Annotated in this window: 14 protein-coding genes and 3 pseudogenes; 8 read left to right on the top strand and 9 right to left on the bottom strand. The window is 61.6% G+C overall.

Annotation, left to right across the window (positions count from 1 at the left end; all coding sequences use genetic code 11):
• Positions 1–129: 129 nt before the first annotated feature.
• Complete coding sequence (locus ASC86_RS10995) at positions 130–774, top strand: response regulator transcription factor (protein WP_056320472.1); 645 nt, start codon at positions 130–132, stop codon at positions 772–774.
• Positions 775–789: 15 nt separating this feature from the next.
• Here ASC86_RS10995 and ASC86_RS25750 read toward each other — a convergent pair whose 3' ends face one another.
• Positions 790–1,209: a hypothetical protein gene (locus ASC86_RS25750; RefSeq protein ID WP_056320469.1), complete on the bottom strand. Its 420-nt coding sequence runs from the start codon at positions 1,207–1,209 to the stop codon at positions 790–792.
• Positions 1,210–1,457: 248 nt separating this feature from the next.
• Between ASC86_RS25750 and ASC86_RS10985 the strand changes: the two genes are divergently transcribed.
• Positions 1,458–2,228, top strand: a complete 771-nt coding sequence (locus ASC86_RS10985; RefSeq protein ID WP_056320466.1) for a DUF1236 domain-containing protein — start codon at positions 1,458–1,460, stop codon at positions 2,226–2,228.
• Positions 2,229–2,261: 33 nt separating this feature from the next.
• Positions 2,262–2,513, top strand: a complete 252-nt coding sequence (locus ASC86_RS10980; RefSeq protein ID WP_156387004.1) for a hypothetical protein — start codon at positions 2,262–2,264, stop codon at positions 2,511–2,513.
• A gap of 187 nt (positions 2,514–2,700) precedes the next feature.
• Here the strand turns inward: ASC86_RS10980 and ASC86_RS10975 are convergent, their stop codons facing one another.
• Positions 2,701–3,003 carry a DUF982 domain-containing protein gene (locus ASC86_RS10975; RefSeq protein WP_056320461.1) on the bottom strand — a complete coding sequence of 101 codons (303 nt, stop codon included), beginning with the start codon at positions 3,001–3,003 and terminating at the stop codon, positions 2,701–2,703.
• Positions 3,004–3,236: 233 nt separating this feature from the next.
• On the opposite strand from ASC86_RS10975, the gene ASC86_RS10970 reads away from it, so the two are divergent.
• The 3 genes from ASC86_RS10970 (at position 3,237) to ASC86_RS10960 (ending at position 4,725) form a co-directional block, all read left to right on the top strand.
• Entirely contained in the window at positions 3,237–3,632 is a 396-nt protein-coding gene (locus tag ASC86_RS10970) for a DUF1236 domain-containing protein (protein WP_056320458.1), read from the top strand.
• 151 nt (positions 3,633–3,783) lie between these two features.
• Positions 3,784–4,032, top strand: coding sequence for a hypothetical protein (locus ASC86_RS10965; RefSeq protein ID WP_056320455.1), 249 nt, complete (start codon positions 3,784–3,786; stop codon positions 4,030–4,032).
• A gap of 66 nt (positions 4,033–4,098) precedes the next feature.
• Positions 4,099–4,725 carry a BA14K family protein gene (locus ASC86_RS10960; protein WP_056320452.1) on the top strand — a complete coding sequence of 209 codons (627 nt, stop codon included), beginning with the start codon at positions 4,099–4,101 and terminating at the stop codon, positions 4,723–4,725.
• A gap of 62 nt (positions 4,726–4,787) precedes the next feature.
• Here the strand turns inward: ASC86_RS10960 and ASC86_RS10955 are convergent.
• From ASC86_RS10955 to ugpB, 5 genes and pseudogenes are all read right to left on the bottom strand, one after another.
• A pseudogene (locus ASC86_RS10955) lies at positions 4,788–5,595 on the bottom strand (IS5 family transposase).
• Between the two features lie 269 nt (positions 5,596–5,864).
• On the bottom strand, positions 5,865–6,947 hold the full coding sequence (locus ASC86_RS10950; RefSeq protein ID WP_056320449.1) for a sn-glycerol-3-phosphate import ATP-binding protein UgpC: 1,083 nt from the start codon (positions 6,945–6,947) through the stop codon (positions 5,865–5,867).
• Positions 6,947–7,795: a sn-glycerol-3-phosphate ABC transporter permease UgpE gene (gene ugpE / locus ASC86_RS10945; protein WP_056320448.1), complete on the bottom strand. Its 849-nt coding sequence runs from the start codon at positions 7,793–7,795 to the stop codon at positions 6,947–6,949. Before ugpE ends, ASC86_RS10950 begins: the two co-directional genes overlap by 1 nt.
• A 7-nt stretch (positions 7,796–7,802) precedes the next feature.
• A complete protein-coding gene (gene ugpA, locus ASC86_RS10940; RefSeq protein ID WP_056320445.1) occupies positions 7,803–8,684 on the bottom strand; it encodes a sn-glycerol-3-phosphate ABC transporter permease UgpA in 882 nt (293 codons plus the stop codon).
• Positions 8,685–8,747: 63 nt separating this feature from the next.
• Entirely contained in the window at positions 8,748–10,052 is a 1,305-nt protein-coding gene (ugpB, locus tag ASC86_RS10935) for a sn-glycerol-3-phosphate ABC transporter substrate-binding protein UgpB (RefSeq protein ID WP_244477590.1), read from the bottom strand.
• Positions 10,053–10,384: 332 nt separating this feature from the next.
• On the opposite strand from ugpB, the pseudogene ASC86_RS10930 reads away from it, so the two are divergent.
• Both ASC86_RS10930 and ASC86_RS25740 read left to right on the top strand, forming a co-directional pair.
• Positions 10,385–10,975: pseudogene (locus tag ASC86_RS10930) on the top strand (integrase core domain-containing protein); the annotation flags it as partial.
• Between the two features lie 528 nt (positions 10,976–11,503).
• The coding region (locus ASC86_RS25740) for a hypothetical protein (protein ID WP_210170357.1) at positions 11,504–11,716 on the top strand (213 nt) is incomplete at its 5' end.
• An 11-nt stretch (positions 11,717–11,727) separates the two neighbouring features.
• On the opposite strand, the gene ASC86_RS10925 is transcribed toward ASC86_RS25740, so the two are convergent.
• A complete protein-coding gene (locus ASC86_RS10925) occupies positions 11,728–13,395 on the bottom strand; it encodes a response regulator (protein ID WP_056320440.1) in 1,668 nt (555 codons plus the stop codon).
• A 10-nt stretch (positions 13,396–13,405) separates the two neighbouring features.
• Positions 13,406–18,982: pseudogene (locus ASC86_RS10920) on the bottom strand (HAMP domain-containing protein).
• Positions 18,983–19,066 lie beyond the last annotated feature (84 nt).

Raw genomic sequence — 19,066 nt, 5'->3', positions numbered from 1 at the left:
TACGGGCGTTGGCCTGACCGGCATGAGGAACAGGGTGGAAAGCCTTGGCGGCACCTTCACCGTCACAACCGGCCCGGCGGGAACCGTCGTGACGATGAAGCTGCCCCTTCAGGATATGGAGAAAACTGCATGACCGGCATTCGCATCGCAATCGTGGACGACCATCCGATCTTCCGGGAAGGGGTGGCAAGCTGTCTGAGCGAAATCGGCGGCTTCGATCTCGTCGGCGAAGGCAACTGTCGCGTCGATGCGGAACTGTTGGCCGAGCGCGCCAAACCCGACGTGATGCTGCTCGACATCTCGATGCCCGGCGGCGGGCCTGATGCCGTGGCAAGCATCATGGAGCGGCGGCCATCGCAGAAAATCGTCATGCTCACAGTGTCGGAATCCAATGGCGACGTCGCCGCCGCGCTCAAATCAGGTGCCAAGGGCTATGTGCTGAAGGGTGTCGGCTCACGCACGCTGGCGGATGTGCTGAAGCTGGTGCATGCGGGCGAAATGTATCTTTCCCCCGTGCTTTCGGCCCGCATGGTCAGCAATATGCTGCATCGGCAGGAAGACGATCCAAGGCCCCGCCTTGATACGCTCAGCGGACGCGAGCAGGAGGTCCTCCGCCTCGTCGCCAACGGCCTCAGCAACAAGTGTATCGGCCGCGAACTCGACCTGCACGAAAAAACCGTCAAGCATCACATGACACGGATATTCTCCAAGCTGAAGGTGAAGAACCGCACCGAGGCAGCCATGGCTCTACGGGATGCCGCAACGCAGGCTTGAGCCTGGTCCGGAGATTCAGGGAACGACCTGCTTCAGCCAAAGGCGAATGCGGTCGGCGGCCGTGGCACGGCGATCGATGATCGTTCTCCCCTTGGAATCCTTCATGATAAAGCGCCCCTTGAGCAGTTGTTCGCTGTAACCGTTGCGATAACGGATTTGTACGTTATCGCCCGAGACTTTCTTGTCGACGACGGAATCGGCGGCCTTGCCGGTATTGCCGCGGCCATTGTTGCCGCTTTCTCCCTTGCCCTCTCCGTTGTCGCGACCGTTGCCATTGTTCCCGCGGTTATCGTTGTCGTTTGCCTTGTTATCGTTATCTTTTCCATTATTGCCTTTGCCATTGTCGCCGCCTTTGGCCGCCGCCTCCGGCACCCAGTGACCATCGACGCGCAGGGGCGCTGCTGCCAGAAGCAGCGCCGCCGCCACAAGGATCATCGGTTTTACACATCGCATCGGCGTCAACCTCCTTCACGGAAACATCCTGCAAACGCGCCGGCCATCGCCGGAGTTCGTTTTTCAGACTTAGGTCCGGCGCGAAAACGGGACCTTGGTCGCCATGCCCGCGACGGAAGGCCGGCGGCGGAACAGCGGCGCCGGCCTTCCGTTAGGGAGGCGGCCTTGCGAGGCGGAAACCGTCCGCAACAGCCCGTAATCATGCGTACCCCCGATAATGGAGAAAAATCATGAAGACCTCTATGCGAAAAACGCTTGCGACCCTGCTGCTTGGCAGCGCAACGGCGCTTTCCGGCCCGGCTCTTGCCCAGCAGCAGACAGAGCAGAACGGCGCGATCATCCTTCCGAAGGGCAAGGCCCAGGGAGGGGCCGACGTGCAGGGAGGGGCCGCAACGCAGAGCACCGAGAAACAGGGTACCACGGACGGCAGTGCCGCGGGCAACGCAACCGCCGAAACGCCCGACGGCGGCGCAGCCACTCCGGACGCGTCCGGTAGCGGCGCTGCCAGCACCGACACCCAGACGCAAGCGCCGTCCACCGAAGGTTCGACCGACAAGCAGGGTGCATCGCAATCGAAGGACGCCACCGGCAAGACCGGTACGGACAGCGGCTCGACCGCTGAAAGCGATAAATCGGGCAGCGCCGACGCTGCGACCGACAGCAAGCCCTCCGATACGAGCAACAAGTCCTCGACGGAAAGCAGGGGCGAGACGAATACAAATACATCGTCCTCGAGCGAGACGACCGTCAATGTCACCACCGAGCAGCGCACCGAGATTCACAATGTCATCGTGAAGGAGGACGTCAAGCCGGTTCACGTCGATTTCGAAGTCAATGTCGGTGTTGTCGTTCCGCGCACCGTCGAGTTGCGCCCGCTGCCGCCGCGCATCATCAAGCTCGTGCCGGCCTATCGCCACTACAAGTATATCCTGCTGGCCGACGGCCGCATTCTCATCATCGAGCCGGCAAGCCTGAAGATCGTCTTCGTGGTGACTGCTTGACGCCAACGGACATGAGGCAGGCAGGGGAGCGCCATGCGTTCCATTGCCGCCTCGATCTCAACGAGGCAACCAGATATGCAAAGACATTCTTTCGACCCGCATTCCGAATCCGGATTCGGCTTTCCTTTCGTACTCATCGCCATGCTGATGCTGGGCATCACTTTCTCCCTTGTCGCATTCAACAGCCCCCCGCGCCAGACCGTGGTCTATGTTCCGGAAAGCGGAAGCATCGCCTGCGCCGCGGTAGCGGAAAGCCAACACCGCACCGGAAAGCCGTGCTTGTAGTCGCAGGCAGCGATCGGCCTGTTTCCCGGAGTGTTTCCCTGCCCTGATCGCTGCCTGCCGATAATCTGCCGACCGCGGGCCACGCATTCATTCCCAATGCCGTCAGGATGCGCACGCCCTGCCCTTGGCGTCGTCGTTCAGTGCGACGTCAAGGCAGGGCTCACGAATGTCAGCGTGGCGAAATTTCTTATGCGCTCATGCGCGGCGGCGAAGACGTGCCGGATCGGTGCCACGCCGGCGGCATCGCCTCCACGGGCAGCCCCGCCTCGAGGCAGGCGGCGATAAAGGCTTCGCGAGCGACAGCCACGGGCGTCTGCTTGCACAGGGCCGCACGGCATTTCCTGCAAGCGCGCTGATATCGCTCGCCATGCCGTAGCGGCCATTCGTTTTCCAGGAAATCAAGTGTGTCGTGCAGGCTTTCGAAGGTCCGGGTAAGTCCGTTGGGAAAGCTGACGATCATCGGCACAGAGAAATAGACTTCGGCCAGCATCGGATTCCTCCTTTCAAAACACAATGTGGCGCAAATCCATATTGGATCGGAATTTTACCTTTCAAGAGCGTCGGAGAGCAAAAGACGTGCCAGCGGGAGGCTTCCGAAACACGCGGTGTCGGACCTTGGTCTGAGGCCGCATCCGACCAAGGTCGACGCTCGGAACCAAATCACCGGCTTCTGAATTTGGCTGTCGGCGACCACGAAGGTCGCGACAACCATAGGAGAACGGAATGTTTCACAAGCTCTTCATCGGTGTCGCTGCGACCGCAACCATGCTGTCGGGCGTAGCCCTCGCGCAGTCATCGACGGTCAATGGCGCAGCAGGCGGTGCAGTCACCGGCGCCATCGTCGGCGGACCGGTCGGTGCGGCCGTCGGCGGTGTAGCTGGCGCCATCGTCGGCACGGCGATCGACCCGCCGCCGGCCAAGGTGGTGACCTACGTTCGCGAGCAGCCCGCTACCCAGTCGGTCGTGATCAAGGAAAAGATTGCCGTCGGTCAGGCATTGCCGAGCACCGTCGTCGTCACGCCGATCCCGGACGATCCGAAGTATGCCTATGCGATCGTCAATGACGAGCGCGTCATCGTCGAACCTTCGTCCCGCAAGGTTATCCAGGTCATCAACTGACCTGCGGCGGGCCGTTCGGCGCAGGCTTCCCCACATGGACAGTCTGTGTCGCGACTCGGCGGCGAACCCGCGTCGCCGAGTCCGCCCGAATTTCTTGTAAAACCAATTCGATTTACGATTTTTCGCAATGTTATCAAGGAGGAATTTCCAAATGGCCGACCGTGGACCCACGGTAATCAACACAGGCAGCAGGGGCAACGGAGCCTGGGCTGTCGCCATCGTCCTGGCGCTTGTCGTCATCGGCGCGTTGCTCATGTTTACCGGCGTCATCGACATCGGTGGCGGGCGCGGCGCGGGCGCGGACGTGAATGTCAACGTTCCCGCTGTCGAAGCTCCCTCGTCGAAAACGCCGGCCTCGGCCGACACGCCGGCCGCTGCGCCTGCAACGACATCCCAGTAACCATCTCCCCCTGAAGATCTGGCGCTCGACCGCCAGATCCCGACATTCGATACCAGGAACAAGACCATGAAAGCGATAACATCGCTGGGGTTCGGTATTGCGTCATCCGTCTGCGTCTGCATCGGGGCCGCGTCCGTGGCCTCCCTCGTGCTGGCGGAACCGACCGAACCTCTTGCACACAGGATCACATCCAGCCCCGACCTCTGGACGGCAACCCCGATCCGGATCGATCCGAACCAGCAGAACTACGAGCGCTTGCCGGCCGTGTACTCCACCTATGTCACGATCCCGCTTCCGGTAAAGGTGGCGGCGGGCAAACCTCTGCGCACCTCTGCAAGCCCGGTTGCGAACGCGGTCGTCGCCCAATTTCACCTTCCGCCGACGCATGTCGACTGGTGCTCAAGTCGGTACCGGTCCTACGACCCGGCCACCAATACGTATCGTTCTTTCAGCGGGCAGGTGCGCCGCTGCACGTCGCCCTATGCCAACGATGACGGTGCTGACAACCATACGGCTCAGGTCAACCCCCGCTTCGTCGGCTACGGAATGGAAAACCTGCATACGGCGTGGTGTACCGCCCGATACAGGTCCTACCGTGCCGACGACAACACCTATCAGCCCTATGACGGCCCTCGCCGCCCATGCTTGTCCGCGTCACAGGAAACGCGGCTTGAGGCGAGTAACCAGTTCTGACGGGCTCGAATACCTCGTTCCACATGGGCAGAAAGCCAGCATGAGCTGTCGTCGCGAGAGCCTTAGTGGGTTATTCGTCTGATGATCAAACTACTCCTTGCGGCATAGATCATGGCTTCAGAGACGCCGATGCGGGCTTCATAGTCTCGCACGAGGTGACGGTAGCGATTGAGTCACTGAAGGTGGGCTCCACCACCGATCGCCTCGACAGGCTTTTGAATCCTTCGGCGACGCGCCGGAAGATCTGGACCGCAAAGCCCAGGAACTCGGCCTTATCAAGCAGTTGACGGCGATCATAAGCGCCTTCGGCAAACAGGTGCCTGATGCAGGGCCAGCGTTTGCGGATCGCATCGACAGTGGCCTGAGCGCCGGCGCTGTCGGAGATATCGGCCGTCGTCAGTTTGATCAGCAGCAGGCCGACGCTGGTCGATGGCGATATGGCGCTCGCGACCGACGATGTTCTTGGCCCCCTCGAAGCCGCGGGTGCCACCGGCCGCCGGAGGCTTGAGCGATTGCCTGTCGATCACGCTAGACTGCTGTTGGCGTCCCGCCCATTCACGGTCGATCATCAGCCCGACGTCATGGATCGTCTGGAACAGCAACCGGCGCACGAACCGCCGGGACCACCAGTAGACCATGTGCGAGGGTGGAAAGTGGATCGGCAGCATCCGCCATTCGCAACTCGAACGCACCATATATCGGATGGCGTTGAGGACTTCCCGAAATCCCGCTGCCAAAGCCACCCCGTTGTGCTGGCAGGTGGCATCAAAGGTTCCACCACCGACCATTCCTCATCGGTCAGGTCGCTGCGATACCGCTTCGTCTCCTTCCCGATCTTGCCATCCTGCCCCGGCTCTCATGTGTCCACATCATAGGCGCGAATCAGGACGGAGAAGCAAAGGCGAGTTGTCAAACAGACGCTTGGCTTCGTTGTTTCTCCTTTCAATGAAGTATCAGCATCACACCGGCCGCCAATGCCATCACGCCGGTCGCGCCCCAGCCCGTAATGAGGTGCATTGGCCCGGTAGTGAAGTGCTTCATCCGCGAACCTCCAATGACCACCATCATCGTACCGACCATGGTTGGTACAGCGACAAAACCATTTCATGGCGGGCACCCGACAAGCGCTTTTGCTTGTTTCACGAGTGGTTCAAGGGCGAGGCTGTCGCGCCAAATTCCTTCCGTCGCCCATTGGCATCGAACATATGGAGCGCATCGGCATTGGCGCCGACCTTCACTGCATCGCCGAGCTCGTTTCGGGAACGGCCGGCAACGCGGAACACCAGATCGGTACCATCGGCGAGCTTGCCATGCAGCAGGCTTTCCGCTCCGACCAGTTCGATGCCGTCGATACGCACGGTCGCTTCGAACACCGGGGAAACGCTTCCCTCGGCAACTGGGAAGAGATCTTCGGGCCGCACGCCGAGCGTATAGTTGCCTTCCGGCTGCGGCACGTGCGCGGCCAGCGACCAGCCGGCCGCTTTGTCCGCGCCGTTAAAGAGGTTCATCGAGGGCGAACCGATGAAGGTGGCGACGAAGGTAGTTGCCGGTTTCTCGTAAAGTTCGATCGGCGTGCCCACCTGTTCGATCTGGCCCGCACTGACAACGACGAGCCGGTCGGCCAGTGTCATCGCCTCCATCTGGTCGTGGGTGACATAAACGCTCGTTGTGCCGAGCGAGCGCTGCAGGCGCTTGATCTCTATGCGCATCTGGCCCCGAAGCTTGGCGTCGAGATTGGAAAGAGGCTCGTCGAACAGGAAGGCAGCGGGCTCGCGGACGATCGCCCGGCCCATGGCGACACGCTGGCGCTGGCCGCCGGAAAGCTGGCGCGGCTTGCGCTCCAGATATTGCTCGATTTCCAGCGTTTTTGCCGCAGCGGCGATGCGGCGATCGATCTCGGCGGCCGGCGTATTCCGGTTCTTGAGGCCATACGCCAGGTTCTGCCGCACCGTCATATGCGGGTAAAGCGCATAGTTCTGGAACACCATGGCAATGTCGCGCTCGGCCGGTTCGACATCGTTGACCCGGCGCGCACCGATGAGGATATCGCCCCCGGTGATGCCCTCGAGCCCGGCGATCATGCGCAAAAGCGTGGACTTGCCGCAGCCCGAAGGACCGACGAGCACGACGAACTCGCCGTCCCTGATAGCGAGCGAAACGCCCTTGATCGCCTCCACCGTGCCATAGGACTTGCGGACATTGCTCAGGGTGATTTCAGCCATTACTTTTCGGTCTCCACAAGGCCTTTGACGAACCAGCGCTGCATCAGCACCACGACGAGAATGGGGGGAATGATCGCAAGGATCGCGGTCACCATGACGTAGTTCCAGGGGGTGGAGGCATCGGTGAAATCCATCATCTTGCGCAGGCCTATAACGATCGTGTTCATCTTCGCGTCGTTCGTGACGAGCAGCGGCCAAAGATACTGGGTCCAGCCGTAGATGAAGAGGATGACAAAGAGGGCGGCGATATTGGTGGCCGAAAGCGGCAGCAGGATATCGCGCATGAAGCGGAACGGCCCGGCATTGTCGATGCGCGCCGCCTCCACCAGTTCACCTGGTATCGTCAGGAAGAACTGGCGGAAGAGGAAGGTCGCCGTCGCCGATGCCATCAACGGCAGGGTGAGACCGGCATAGGTATCGATCAATCCGAGATCGACGATCACCTTGTAGGTCGGCAGGATGCGCACCTCTACCGGCAGCATAAGGGTGATAAAGATCATCCAGAAGAAGACCATCTTCAGTGGAAAGCGGAAAAAGACGATCGCAAAGGCCGACAGGAACGAAATCACGATCTTGCCGATGGCGATGGCAAGGGCCACGACCGTCGAATTGAACAGCAGCCGCTCGAGGCTGACGCCAACGACGCGCTCGACGCCGCCGCCCATCGCTTCCCTGTAATTGTCGAGAAAATGCTCACCCATCGCCAGCGACATCGGCGGACGGACGATCTCGACCGAAGTGTGGGTCGAGGCGATGAAGGTGTAATAGATCGGAAGGGCGACGATCAGGATGCCGATGACGAGCACTATATGGCTGATCAGGCTTGAAATGGGACGGTTCTCGATCATGGGCGCCTCAGGAATAATGCACCCGCTTCTCGACGAAGCGGAACTGGAAGGCGGTGAGCGCCACGACGATGACCATCAGGATGACCGACTGGGCGGCCGAGCTTCCCAGATTAAGATTGACGAAGCCGTCGTTGAAGACCTTGTAGACCAGCGTCTCGGTAGCCTTTGCCGGACCACCACCTGTAACGGCATGGATGATGCCGAACGTGTCGAAGAAGGCATAGACCGTATTGACGACAAGCAGGAAGAAGGTCGTCGGCGCCAGAAGCGGGAAGACGATGGTCCAAAAGCGCTTTGCGCCGCGTGCGCCATCGATGGCGGCCGCCTCGATTAGCGATTTCGGGATTGCCTGCAGGCCGGCGACGAAGAACAGGAAATTGTAGCTGATCTGCTTCCACGCCGCTGCTACGATGACCAGTCCCATAGCCTGGTCGCCGTTCAGCAGCGGGTCCCAAGCGAAGCCGTTGCGACGCAAGATATAGGCAAAGGTTCCCATCGCCGGATTGAACATGAACAGCCACAGCATGCCGGCAATGGCCGGCGCCACGGCATAGGGCCAGATCAGCAGGGTGCGGTAAATATTGCGGCCGCGCACCACGCGCTCAGCCGACGTAGCCAGCAGCAGCGCCGCTGCCATGGAGAGCAGCGCCGTCGCCAGGCTGAAGATGACGGTGACCTTCAGCGAATGCAGGTAATCCGGATTAGACAGGATGGTCCTGAAATTGGCCAGACCGACGAAACCGGATTTCAGTCCGAATGGGTCCTCGCGCAGCACCGACTGGTACAGCGCCTGGCTTGCCGGCCAGAAGAAGAACATGATCGTCAGGATGATCTGAGGCGCCAGCAGCAGATAGGGCAGGACCTTGTTGGGAAAGACGACGGACTGCATGAGGCTCCCCTTCGGCGAAAATGGCCCCGCGCCGCGGACGGCACGGGGCGAAATGTTCAGGGGTTATTGGCCGACGGCAGCGGCGATGGCGGCATTGGCCTTCTGGACCCCCTCCGTCAGCGCCGCCTTCGCGTCCTTCTGGCCGGCAAGCATGGCCTCAAATTCCTCGTTCAGTATATCGCGGACCTGCGGCAGGTTGATGAGGCGAACGCCCTTGGAATTTTCTGTCGGGGCCTTGCCGAGCATCTGCTTGATCGGGGTCTCGCGGCCGGGGTTCTTGTCGTAGAAGCCCGACTTCTTGGTTTCCTCGTAAGCCGCCATCGTCACCGGCATGTAGCCGGAGACCTCGTGCAGCCGCACCTGGATCTCGGTCTTGGAGAGGAAGTTGAAGAATTCGGCGATGCCCTTGTATTCCGCATCACTCTTGCCGGCGAAGACCCAGAGGCTGGCGCCGCCCGGAATTGTGTTCTGCGGACCATGGCCTTCATAATAGGGCAGCTGGCCGACGCCGTAATTCACGCCCGACTTGACGATATCGCCGAGGCCACCGGAGGATTCCGTCAGGATGGCGCATTCGCCGGACATGAACAGCTGCTTGGCTTCCGACGTGCGCCCGCCATAACGGAAAGTGCCGTCCTTGCTGAGATCGGCGATCGCCTGGAAGTGATCGACGAAGATCGGCGCGTCGATCTTTAGCTCAACATTCAGGCCGGCGAGACCATTCTCGTTGGTGCCGTAAGGCACGTTGTTCCAGGCTGCGAAGTTTTCAGTCTGAATCCAGGTCAGCCAGGTCGAGGTGAATCCACAGTTTGAAGCACCGCTGGCCTTGATCTTCTTGGCGGCTTCGAAGACTTCCGGCCACGTTGCCGGCGGCTTTTCAGCATCGAGGCCCGCCTTGGCGAATGCATCCTTATTGTAATAAAGGATCGGCGACGAGGAGTTGAAGGGGAAGGACAGCATGGTGCCGTCGGGCTTGGAATAATAGGAGACGATGCCCGGCAGGTACTGGCCCTTCTTGAACTCATAGCCGCCCTTCTGCAGCACCTCGGCCACCGGCACGACGGCGCCTTCGGCACCCAGCATCACGCCGCTGCCCGCATCGAAGACCTGAAGGATGGCCGGCGCCTGCTTGGCGCGGAAGGCGGCGATGCCGGCATTCAGCGCCTCAGGATAGGTGCCCTTGAAGACGGGAACGACCTTGTATTCCGCCTGGCTCTCGTTGAACTCCTTGGCAAGCTGCTCGACAGCCTCGTTATTGGCGCCGGTCATCGCATGCCACCAGGCAAGCTCGGTCGCCGCAAAGGCATTGGATGCCACGAAAAGCGAAAGCGCGGATGTTGCCGCAAGGGGCCACGTGAAGCGTACCATGGTGTTTCCTCCCATTCCTGAAACAGCAGAAGTAAAGGCTCGAATGCACCGATCCTCCTCGATCGAACGCGCTCGGCTTTCACCGCGAAAGCAAACGCAGTTAAAACGAACTTTCACGAATGAGCAAGAGAAAATGGAACGTTGTGATCGCGACCTTAGTCAGATATAATTTTTGTTCCATTTATAGCCTGCGCCGAGGGGTTCGGCCCGGCGTTTCCGCTGGGTCGAATTGAGCTTCGATGACGATGAACTAGAGCACGATTTACCGAACTCAAGCGGCTGAGCTACCAAACCTTTCCGCCGTCTTCCGCAAAACCGCTCATGTGACCTGCCTCGCCAATGAGCGGCGGCGTTTCGGCTATCGGCGACTGTTCGTCCTCCTCCGGCGGCACGGGAACCGTCCGGGCTCAATCGCATCTACGCGGGGAAGGTCTTTCCATCGCAAGAGGAAGCCCGGCGGCGTGCCGTCGGCACGCGTGCACAGACCCCGGTCGAGGCGAAGGCCAATACCCGCTAGTCGCTGAATTTCGTGTATAACCCGTTCGCCTGTGGCAGGCGCTCCGGCGTTCTCAATGTCGTCGACGATGTGACGCGCGAGTGCCTGGCCGCCATCTCCGACACCTCTTCTCCGTGCGTAGCGTCGCGCGGGAACTGGCGACCTTCATCGAGAGGCGTCGCAAACCCGGCGTGATCGTCGCAGAAAACAGAACCGAGCCGACCTCGAATGCCATCCTCGCCTGGTCGAAGGATAACAAGGTGATTGGCACTACATCGAGCCGGGAAGGCCAATGCAGAATAGATATGTCGAGAGCTTTAACGGGCGCATGCGCGACGAGTTGCTCATTGAAAGCCTGTTCTTCGGCCTCGTCCATGCCCGCGTTGCTATTGGCGAATGGGCGAACGATTACAACAATTTCGGGCCGCCACCCATCACTCGGATGCGAGGCGCCGGCAGACTATGCGGATCCATCGCCGCAACCGGATGAATGTTCAGTGTAAGGTCAGCCCCGCGCAGGAAGTCAGACTGAAACAGAGCGTCGATAGTGAGAGGCAACTCTACTTTTTTGGGAAGCTCCACTCATGTCGAAGACGATCACCGGCCATCAGACCTCCAGACTGAAACAGAGCGTCGATAGTGAGAGGCAACTCTACTTTTTTGGGAAGCTCCACTCATGTCGAAGACGATCACCGGCCATCAGACCTCCACCCTGTTCGTAGAGCAGTCGAACCAAAACTGGGACGTCGCCATGGGGCCTCGCTGGAGGTGGCCAATGGCCATGGCATGGTCAATAACCTGGGATTCCACCATAGCGTTCTGGTCACCGCGGGCGACATCGTCGCCGACAGGATGTATAAATCGGGCATCTTTTCCGAGGGAACCAAAGCCATCCTCCAGGTCGATACCATGGGCACCATCCATGGTTACAACGGCATCGCATTTTACGGCGAANTATAAATCGGGCATCTTTTCCGAGGGAACCAAAGCCATCCTCCAGGTCGATACCATGGGCACCATCCATGGTTACAACGGCATCGCATTTTACGGCGAAGGCACCTACGCGGAAAACCTGGGCAAGATCACCGCCGCCAATATCGGCATTTATGCCAATGCCACCACGATGGATATCTGTAACGAGAGGCGATATTTGGTTCCTGACATCTAAGCAGGAATACATCAAGCCTGACGCGCCACGGTATGCTCGATCGCCGCCTGAAGCTGCGCCTGCGTGAAGGGCTTCGACAATCGCGGCAATTCCCTGCCGGCGACATCTTCCGACAAGTCGGCATAGCCCGAAGCGAGGATGACAGGCAGCGCAGGGAACGACATCCTGATGCGCCGCGCCAGTTCGGCTCCCGTTATTCCTGGCATCGCGTGGTCGGTAATGACCAGATCGCAGCGCGGCAGCCCGGCCAAGACCTGCAGCGCCTCGGAGGCGGAAGCGGCTTCCAAGGTGGTGTGCCCCAGATCCTCCACCATCGCCGTCGTTCCCATCCTGACCAGGGTATCGTCATCGACCACGAGGACGATGAGCGGCGCACGGGAGCTGGAGTGGGAAACCAATGGCTCCTGCGGGTCCAGAGCCGGCGGCCCCTCGGCCCGATCGGCGACGGGCAACCAGAGCGAGACGCGCGTTCCCGTCGTCCGATCGCTCGCGATCTGGAGCAGGCCGCCCGATTGGGCCGCCAGGCCATGGACCATCGAGAGGCCCAGGCCAGTCCCCTTGCCAACCCCCTTGGTGGTAAAGAACGGTTCGGCAGCGCGCGCCAGCGTCGCCTCATCCATGCCCTCCCCCGTATCGGAAACCGTAATGCGGACATAGCGGTCGCCGGTGAGGCTGGCGGGACGACCGTCCGTCTCAGCCGAAGCCTCGACGGTGACCGTCCCGCCATTGTCCATGGCGTCGCGGGCATTGACGAACAGGTTGAGCAACGCCAGTTCGAGCTGGTTGCCATCCACCAACACGGCAGGGAGATCGCCGGGGATCCTGCGCGCGATGAGCGTCCGCGGGCCGACAGCCTTGCCGAGAAGGTCTTCGATGTTCTCGAAGAGCTCCCGGAAGTCCACGGCCTGCGGCTTCAGATCCTGCCGTCGTGCAAAGGACAGCAGTCGCTGCGTCAGGGCGGTCCCGCGCTCTGTCGCCTGCAAGGCATTGAGAATAATGCGTTCGGTTTTCTCGTCGGGAGGAAGGCGCTTTCTCAAGAGGCTCAGGCCACCCTGGACGACCATCAGCAGGTTGTTGAAATCATGCGCGACCCCGCCGGTCAATTGCCCGATCGTATCGAGTTTCTGCGCCTCGAAGAGCTGCGCAAGCGCCTCCTCGCGCTCGCGCGTGCGCTGGTCGATACGCTGCTCCAGTTCCTCGTTGAAGCTGCGAAGCTGCGCCGAGGTGGCTTCGAGCGCCGCGGTCCTCTCCTGGACCCTCATCTCCAGCTCGGCATTCAGGCGCTCCAACTCGCGCGTCTTGCGGTAAAGATCTGCGAAGACGCGGACCTTGGCGCGCAGCACCTCCGGAACGATCGGCACGGAGACATAGTCAACGGCGCCGGCCTCGTATCCGCGCAGACGATCCGGCTCGGCCATCATGACGGCCGAAATGAAGATGATGGCCGTATTCTGGTAGCGTGGATGCTCGCGGATCATGTTTACCAGCTCGAAACCGTCCTGGTCGGGCATGCAGACATCGACGAGGATCACTGCGATTTCGGTGCGCAGCAGATATTCCAGAGCCTCCCGCCCCGATTGCGCCTTGATGAGATTTTCGCCCAGGTCCTGAAGGATGACCTCATAGCTCAGAAGTTTGGCGGGCTGATCATCGACGAGAAGGATGTTGATGGCGTTCATGACGGAATCCTCAGCGATGCAGCCACATGCGCAGCGCCGACAGGAGCTGCTCGGTGTTGACGGGCTTTGCCAGATAATCCGACGCGCCCGCAGCAAGGCATCGCTCGCGGTCGCCCTTCATCGCCTTGGCGGTGAGCGCCAGGATCGGCAGCCGTCGGAAATTCGGATCAGCGCGAATGACTTGCATCGTCTCGTAGCCATCCATTCCCGGCATCATGATATCCATCAGCACAATGGCGACGGAGGATTCTCGGTGGATCACCTCGATCGCCTCCGTGCCGGTGATCGCCGTCAGCACCTTCATGCCGCGGCGCTCCAGCACGCTGCTCAGCGCGAAGATATTGCGCGCGTCGTCGTCCACCAGCAAGACCGTTTCGCCAATAAGGTCCTCGTCCGAGCTGTGCAGCTTTTCAAGCATGGCCTGTTTGGCGGGCGGCATCTCCGCCACGACGCGATGGAGGAACAACGCCGTCTCGTCCAGCAGGCGCTCCGGGGATTCGACCCCCTTGACCACGACGCTGCGCGCCATGCTGTGAAGCTGCGCGTCCTCTTCCGGCGAAAGCTCACGGCCGGTGAAGACGACGACCGGCACCTCGCCGATCGCGCCGTCGTCCCGTATCTTCTCCAGCACCTCGAAACCGGTCATGTCGGGCAGCGACAGATCGAGCACGACGCAATCGGCCGGCTCCCGCCGCAGCGCGTCCAGCGCTTCGGTGCCGGAGGCGACGCTGACGATGTCGATGTCCTCGTGGCCAAGGAGGGCGACGACGCTCAGGCGCTCCGCTTCGTTGTCCTCGACCAGGAGGAGGCGCTTGCGCCTTGGCTCGGCATAGGTCTTCAGCCGCGTCAGCGCAGCCCCCAGCCCGTCGGGCGTCGTGGGCTTGCTCATGAAAGCGAAGGCGCCCCGCGTCAGCCCATGCTGCCGGTCCTCGTCGAGGCTGATGATCTGGACCGGGATATGCCGGGTTCTCGGATTCTGCTTGAGCTGGCTGAGAACCGTCCATCCCAGCATATCGGGAAGAAAGATGTCGAGCGAGATCGCCGCCGGTTCGTATTCCTGCACGAGGTTCAGGGCGTCGCCGCCGCGCATGGCCACCAGGACCTTGAAGCCGCCGTCGCGCGCCAGATCGACAAGCACCCGTGCATAGTGGGCGTCATCCTCAACCACAAGAAGGACCGTGTCCCCCGGCACGATGTTGGCCCTGTCGTCCTCGACCTGCTCACCGGGCTTGTCGGCCCGCCGGCTGGCGGCGGCGTCCGTAAGTTGCACGACGTTGTTGTTGCGCGCGGAGAGAGCCTTGGCGGGTGCTGCACCTGCCCCGACAAAGGTCAGCGGCAGATAAAGGACGAAGGTGCTACCGGAACCTGGACTGCTGCGCAGCTGGATTTCCCCGCCGAGTAGGCTTGCGAGTTCGCGGCTGATGGCAAGGCCGAGGCCCGTGCCACCGTATTTGCGGCTGGTGGAGGCATCGGCCTGCTGGAAGGCTTCGAAGATGATGCGCTGCTTTTCCGGCGGAATGCCGATGCCCGTATCGGAGACTTCGAAGGCGATGACCGAGGGGGCGTGCCGGAGCGACGAGTGATCGGGTGACCAGCCGTCCATCGCCGTCGTGACCTGCAATGTCACGCCCCCCTCTGCGGTGAACTTGAAGGCATTCGACAGCAGGTTCTTCAGGATCTGCTGAAGCCGCTTGGCATCGGTGATGATGCTCCTGGCGACGTCGGCGCCCACCTCCACCTCGAAGGAAAGCCCGCGATTGTCCGCCTCGTGCCGGAAGGGGCGCGCCATCACCTCCAGCAGGCTGTCGATGAAGATCTCCTCGGCATCGACGGAGACCGTGCCGGACTCGATCTTGGACAGGTCGAGAATATCACTGATGAGGTTCAGTAGGTCCGTGCCTGCGCCATGGATCGTCTTGGCGAACTCCACCTGCTTGCCGGATAGATTGCCCTCGGGATTCTCGCCGAGCTGCTGGCCGAGGATGAGGATCGAATTGAGCGGCGTGCGCAGCTCGTGCGACATGTTGGCGAGGAATTCCGACTTGTATTTCGAGGTCAGCGCAAGCTCGGTCGCTTTCTCCTCAAGCGCGCGGCGGGCCTGCTCGATTTCCTGATTCTTGGCCTCCACCTCGACATTGCGCTCTTCGAGCTGCTGCGCCTTCTGTTCAAGCTGCTCGTTGGTCTGCTGAAGCTCGCGCTGCTGTGTCTGAAGCTCGGTCGCGAGCTGCTGCGATTGCTTGAGCAGGCCTTCCGTCTGCATCGTCGCCTCGATCGAATTGAGGACGATGCCGATCGAGGTCGTCAACTGGTCGAGAAAGGATATCTGCAGGTCCGTGAAATTGCCCGCCGAAGCGAGCTCGATCACGGCCTTCACCTGCCCCTCGAAATGCACCGGCAGGACGATGGCACTCTTCGGCAGCGTGGAGAAGACGCCGGAGCTGATCGGAACGACGTTGTCGGGAAGATCGGTGATGAGGATGCGCCGCGCATCGCTGGCGCATTGGCCGACGAGGCCTTGGCCCAGCGCCAGCCGCAGCGGATGCGCCGCTTCTATTCCCTGGGCATAGACCGACAGGAGGGACAGCATCGGTTGCGGCCCCTCGGCGGCGTCCAGCTGATAGATGACCGCCTGATGCGCGCCGACGAGCGGGGCGAGTTCCGACAGCAGCATCTTGCCGACCAGGGTCAGGTCGCGCTGGCCCTGCAGCATGGTCGTGAAGCGGGCGAGGTTGGTCTTCAGCCAGTCCTGCTCGGTGTTGCGCTCCGTCGTCAGGCGCAGGTTGTCGATCATCGTGTTAATGTTGTCTTTGAGTTCGGCCACCTCGCCGCGGGCCTCCACTTGAATCGAGCGCGTCAGGTCGCCCTTGGTGACGGCGGTCGCGACTTCGGCGATGGCGCGCACTTGGGTGGTGAGATTGGCGGCCAGCAGGTTGACGTTGCCGGTAAGGTCCTTCCACGTGCCTGCCGTGCCCGGCACGTTCGCCTGGCCGCCGAGACGCCCCTCGACGCCGACCTCGCGTGCGACCGTCGTCACCTGCTCGGCGAAGGTCGCCAGCGTGTTGGTCATGTTGTTGATTGTCTCGGCCAGCGCTGCCACCTCGCCCTTGGACGCGACGGTGAGGTTCTGCTTCAGGTCGCCGTTCGCTACAGCCGTCACCACCTTGACGATGCCGCGCACCTGTTCCGTCAGGTTGGCGGCCATGACATTGACGGTGTCGGTCAAATCCTTCCAGGTGCCGGCGACACCCGGCACCTGCGCCTGGCCGCCGAGCTTGCCTTCTGTGCCGACCTCGCGCGCCACGCGCGTCACCTCACCGGCAAAGGCGTTCAGCTGGTCCACCATCGTGTTGATGGTGTTCTTGAGTTCGAGGATTTCGCCGATTTGCTGCAAGCAGGTTGACGTTGTCGGTCAGGTCCTTCCAGGTGCCGGCCACGCCCGGCACGACGGCCTGGCCGCCAAGCCGGCCGTCCGTGCCGACCTCGCGCGCCACGCGCGTTACCTCGCCGGCAAAGGAGCGCAGCTGGTCCACCATCGTGTTGAGGGTATCCTTCAGCAGGAGGATTTCGCCGCGAACGTCGACGGTGATCTTGCGCGACAGGTCGCCATTGGCGATGGCGGTAGCGACCTCGGCGATGTTGCGCACCTGCGCCGTCAGGTTGCCGGCCATCGAGTTGACGCTGTCCGTCAGATCCTTCCAGGTGCCGGCCACGCCCGGCACCTGCGCCTGGCCGCCGAGCTTGCCTTCCGTGCCGACCTCGCGCGCCACGCGCGTCACCTCACCGGCAAAGGCGTTCAGCTGGTCCACCATCGTGTTGATGGTGTTCTTGAGTTCGAGGATTTCGCCGCCATGGAGTTGACGTTCTCCGTCAGGTCCTTCCACGTTCCCGCGACGCCCGGCACCTGCGCCTGGCCGCCGAGCCGTCCTTCCGTGCCGACCTCTCTTGCGACGCGCGTCACCTCGCCGGCAAAGCCGTTCAACTGATCGACCATCGTGTTGATGGTCTCCTTCAATTCCAGGATTTCGCCTGATACGGTCACGGTGATCTTCTTCGACAGGTCGCCGTTGGCGATGGCGGTGGAGACCTCGGCGATGTTGCGCACCTGCGCCGTCAGGTTCGAGGCCATGGAATTGACGTTGTCGGTCAGGTTCTTCCAGGTGCCGGCGACACCGGGCACCTGCGCCTGGCCGCCGAGCCGTCCTTCCGTGCCGACCTCGCGCGCCACGCGCGTCACTTCCGATGCGAAGGCGTTCAGCTGGTCGACCATCGTGTTGATGGTCTCTTTCAGTTCGAGGATTTCCCCCGACACGGTCACGGTGATCTTCTTCGAAAGGTCGCCGTTGGCGATGGCGGTCGAGACGTCGGCGATGTTGCGCACCTGTGCCGTTAGGTTGGACGCCATCGAGTTGACGTTGTCCGTCAGGTCCTTCCACGTTCCAGCCACGCCCGGCACCTGCGCCTGGCCGCCGAGCCGTCCCTCCGTTCCGACCTCGCGCGCAACACGCGTCACCTCGCCGGCAAAGCCGTTCAGCTGATCGACCATCGTGTTGATGGTCTCCTTCAGTTCCAGTATTTCCCCGGAGACATCGACCGTGATCTTACGCGACAGGTCGCCGCGCGCCACGGCGGTGGTGACCTGGGCGATATTGCGCACCTGCGCCGTCAGATTACCGCACATCGCGTTGACGCTGTCCGTCAAATCCTTCCAGGTCCCCGCCACGCCCGGCACAAGCGCCTGCCCGCCGAGCTTGCCTTCGGTGCCTACCTCGCGCGCCACGCGGGTGACTTCGGATGCAAAGGAGCGTAACTGGTCCACCATCGTATTGATGGCTTCCTTGAGCTGGAGGATTTCCCCGCGCACGTCTACGGTGATCTTCTTCGACAGGTCGCCGTTGGCTACCGCGATGGTCACCTCCGCGATATTGCGCACCTGCGCCGTCAGGTTCGATGCCATCGAGTTGACGCTCTCGGTCAAGTCCTTCCAGACGCCGGTCACTTCGGAAACCTGCGCCTGCCCGCCGAGCTTGCCGTCTGTACCAACCTCGCGGGCGACGCGCGTGACCTCCGACGTGAAGACGCCGAGTTGCTTGATCATCGTGTTGACGATCGTGGCCGAGCGCAGGAACTCTCCCTTGAGTGGCCGGCCGTCGACATCGAGAGGCACGGAATGCAGGAGATCGCCCTTCGCCACCGCGGTAATGGTGCGCGTGACGGCGGTCGTTGGCCACAACAGGTCGTCGATCAGATGGTTGATCGATCCTTCCATCTGCGACCAGGACCCGTCGGCAAGGCCGAAGCGAACGCGGGTGCTCGTGCGCCCGTCGCGGCCAACGACCTGCCCAACATGTTCGAGTTCTTCCGCCATCCGGTGGTTTGCAGCGATGATATCGTTCAGCGCATCGGCGACCTTGCCGGCCAGCCCCGTCAGATCGGGCCGCATCCTGACGGAAAAATCCCCTCGCCGCACAGCCGTGAGGACTTCCAGGAGAGCGCTCGCCGCCTCCCTCGCGATGACGTTCGTTTCCAGATCCGCGCGGCCTGCCTCGCGGGCACCATCGCGCTGGCTTTCTGTTTTCTGCCCACTCATGGAATTCCTCCAGCCTTGTGTGGAGCAAATTTAGAGTGGGTCGCTCGAATTGCCATATGACTACATTGCGATTTGACGCCATGG

Source organism: Rhizobium sp. Root1212 (assembly GCF_001424985.1).
Taxonomy (GTDB): Bacteria; Pseudomonadota; Alphaproteobacteria; order Rhizobiales; family Rhizobiaceae; genus Pararhizobium.
This window is presented reverse-complemented; position numbering and strand designations above follow the sequence as displayed.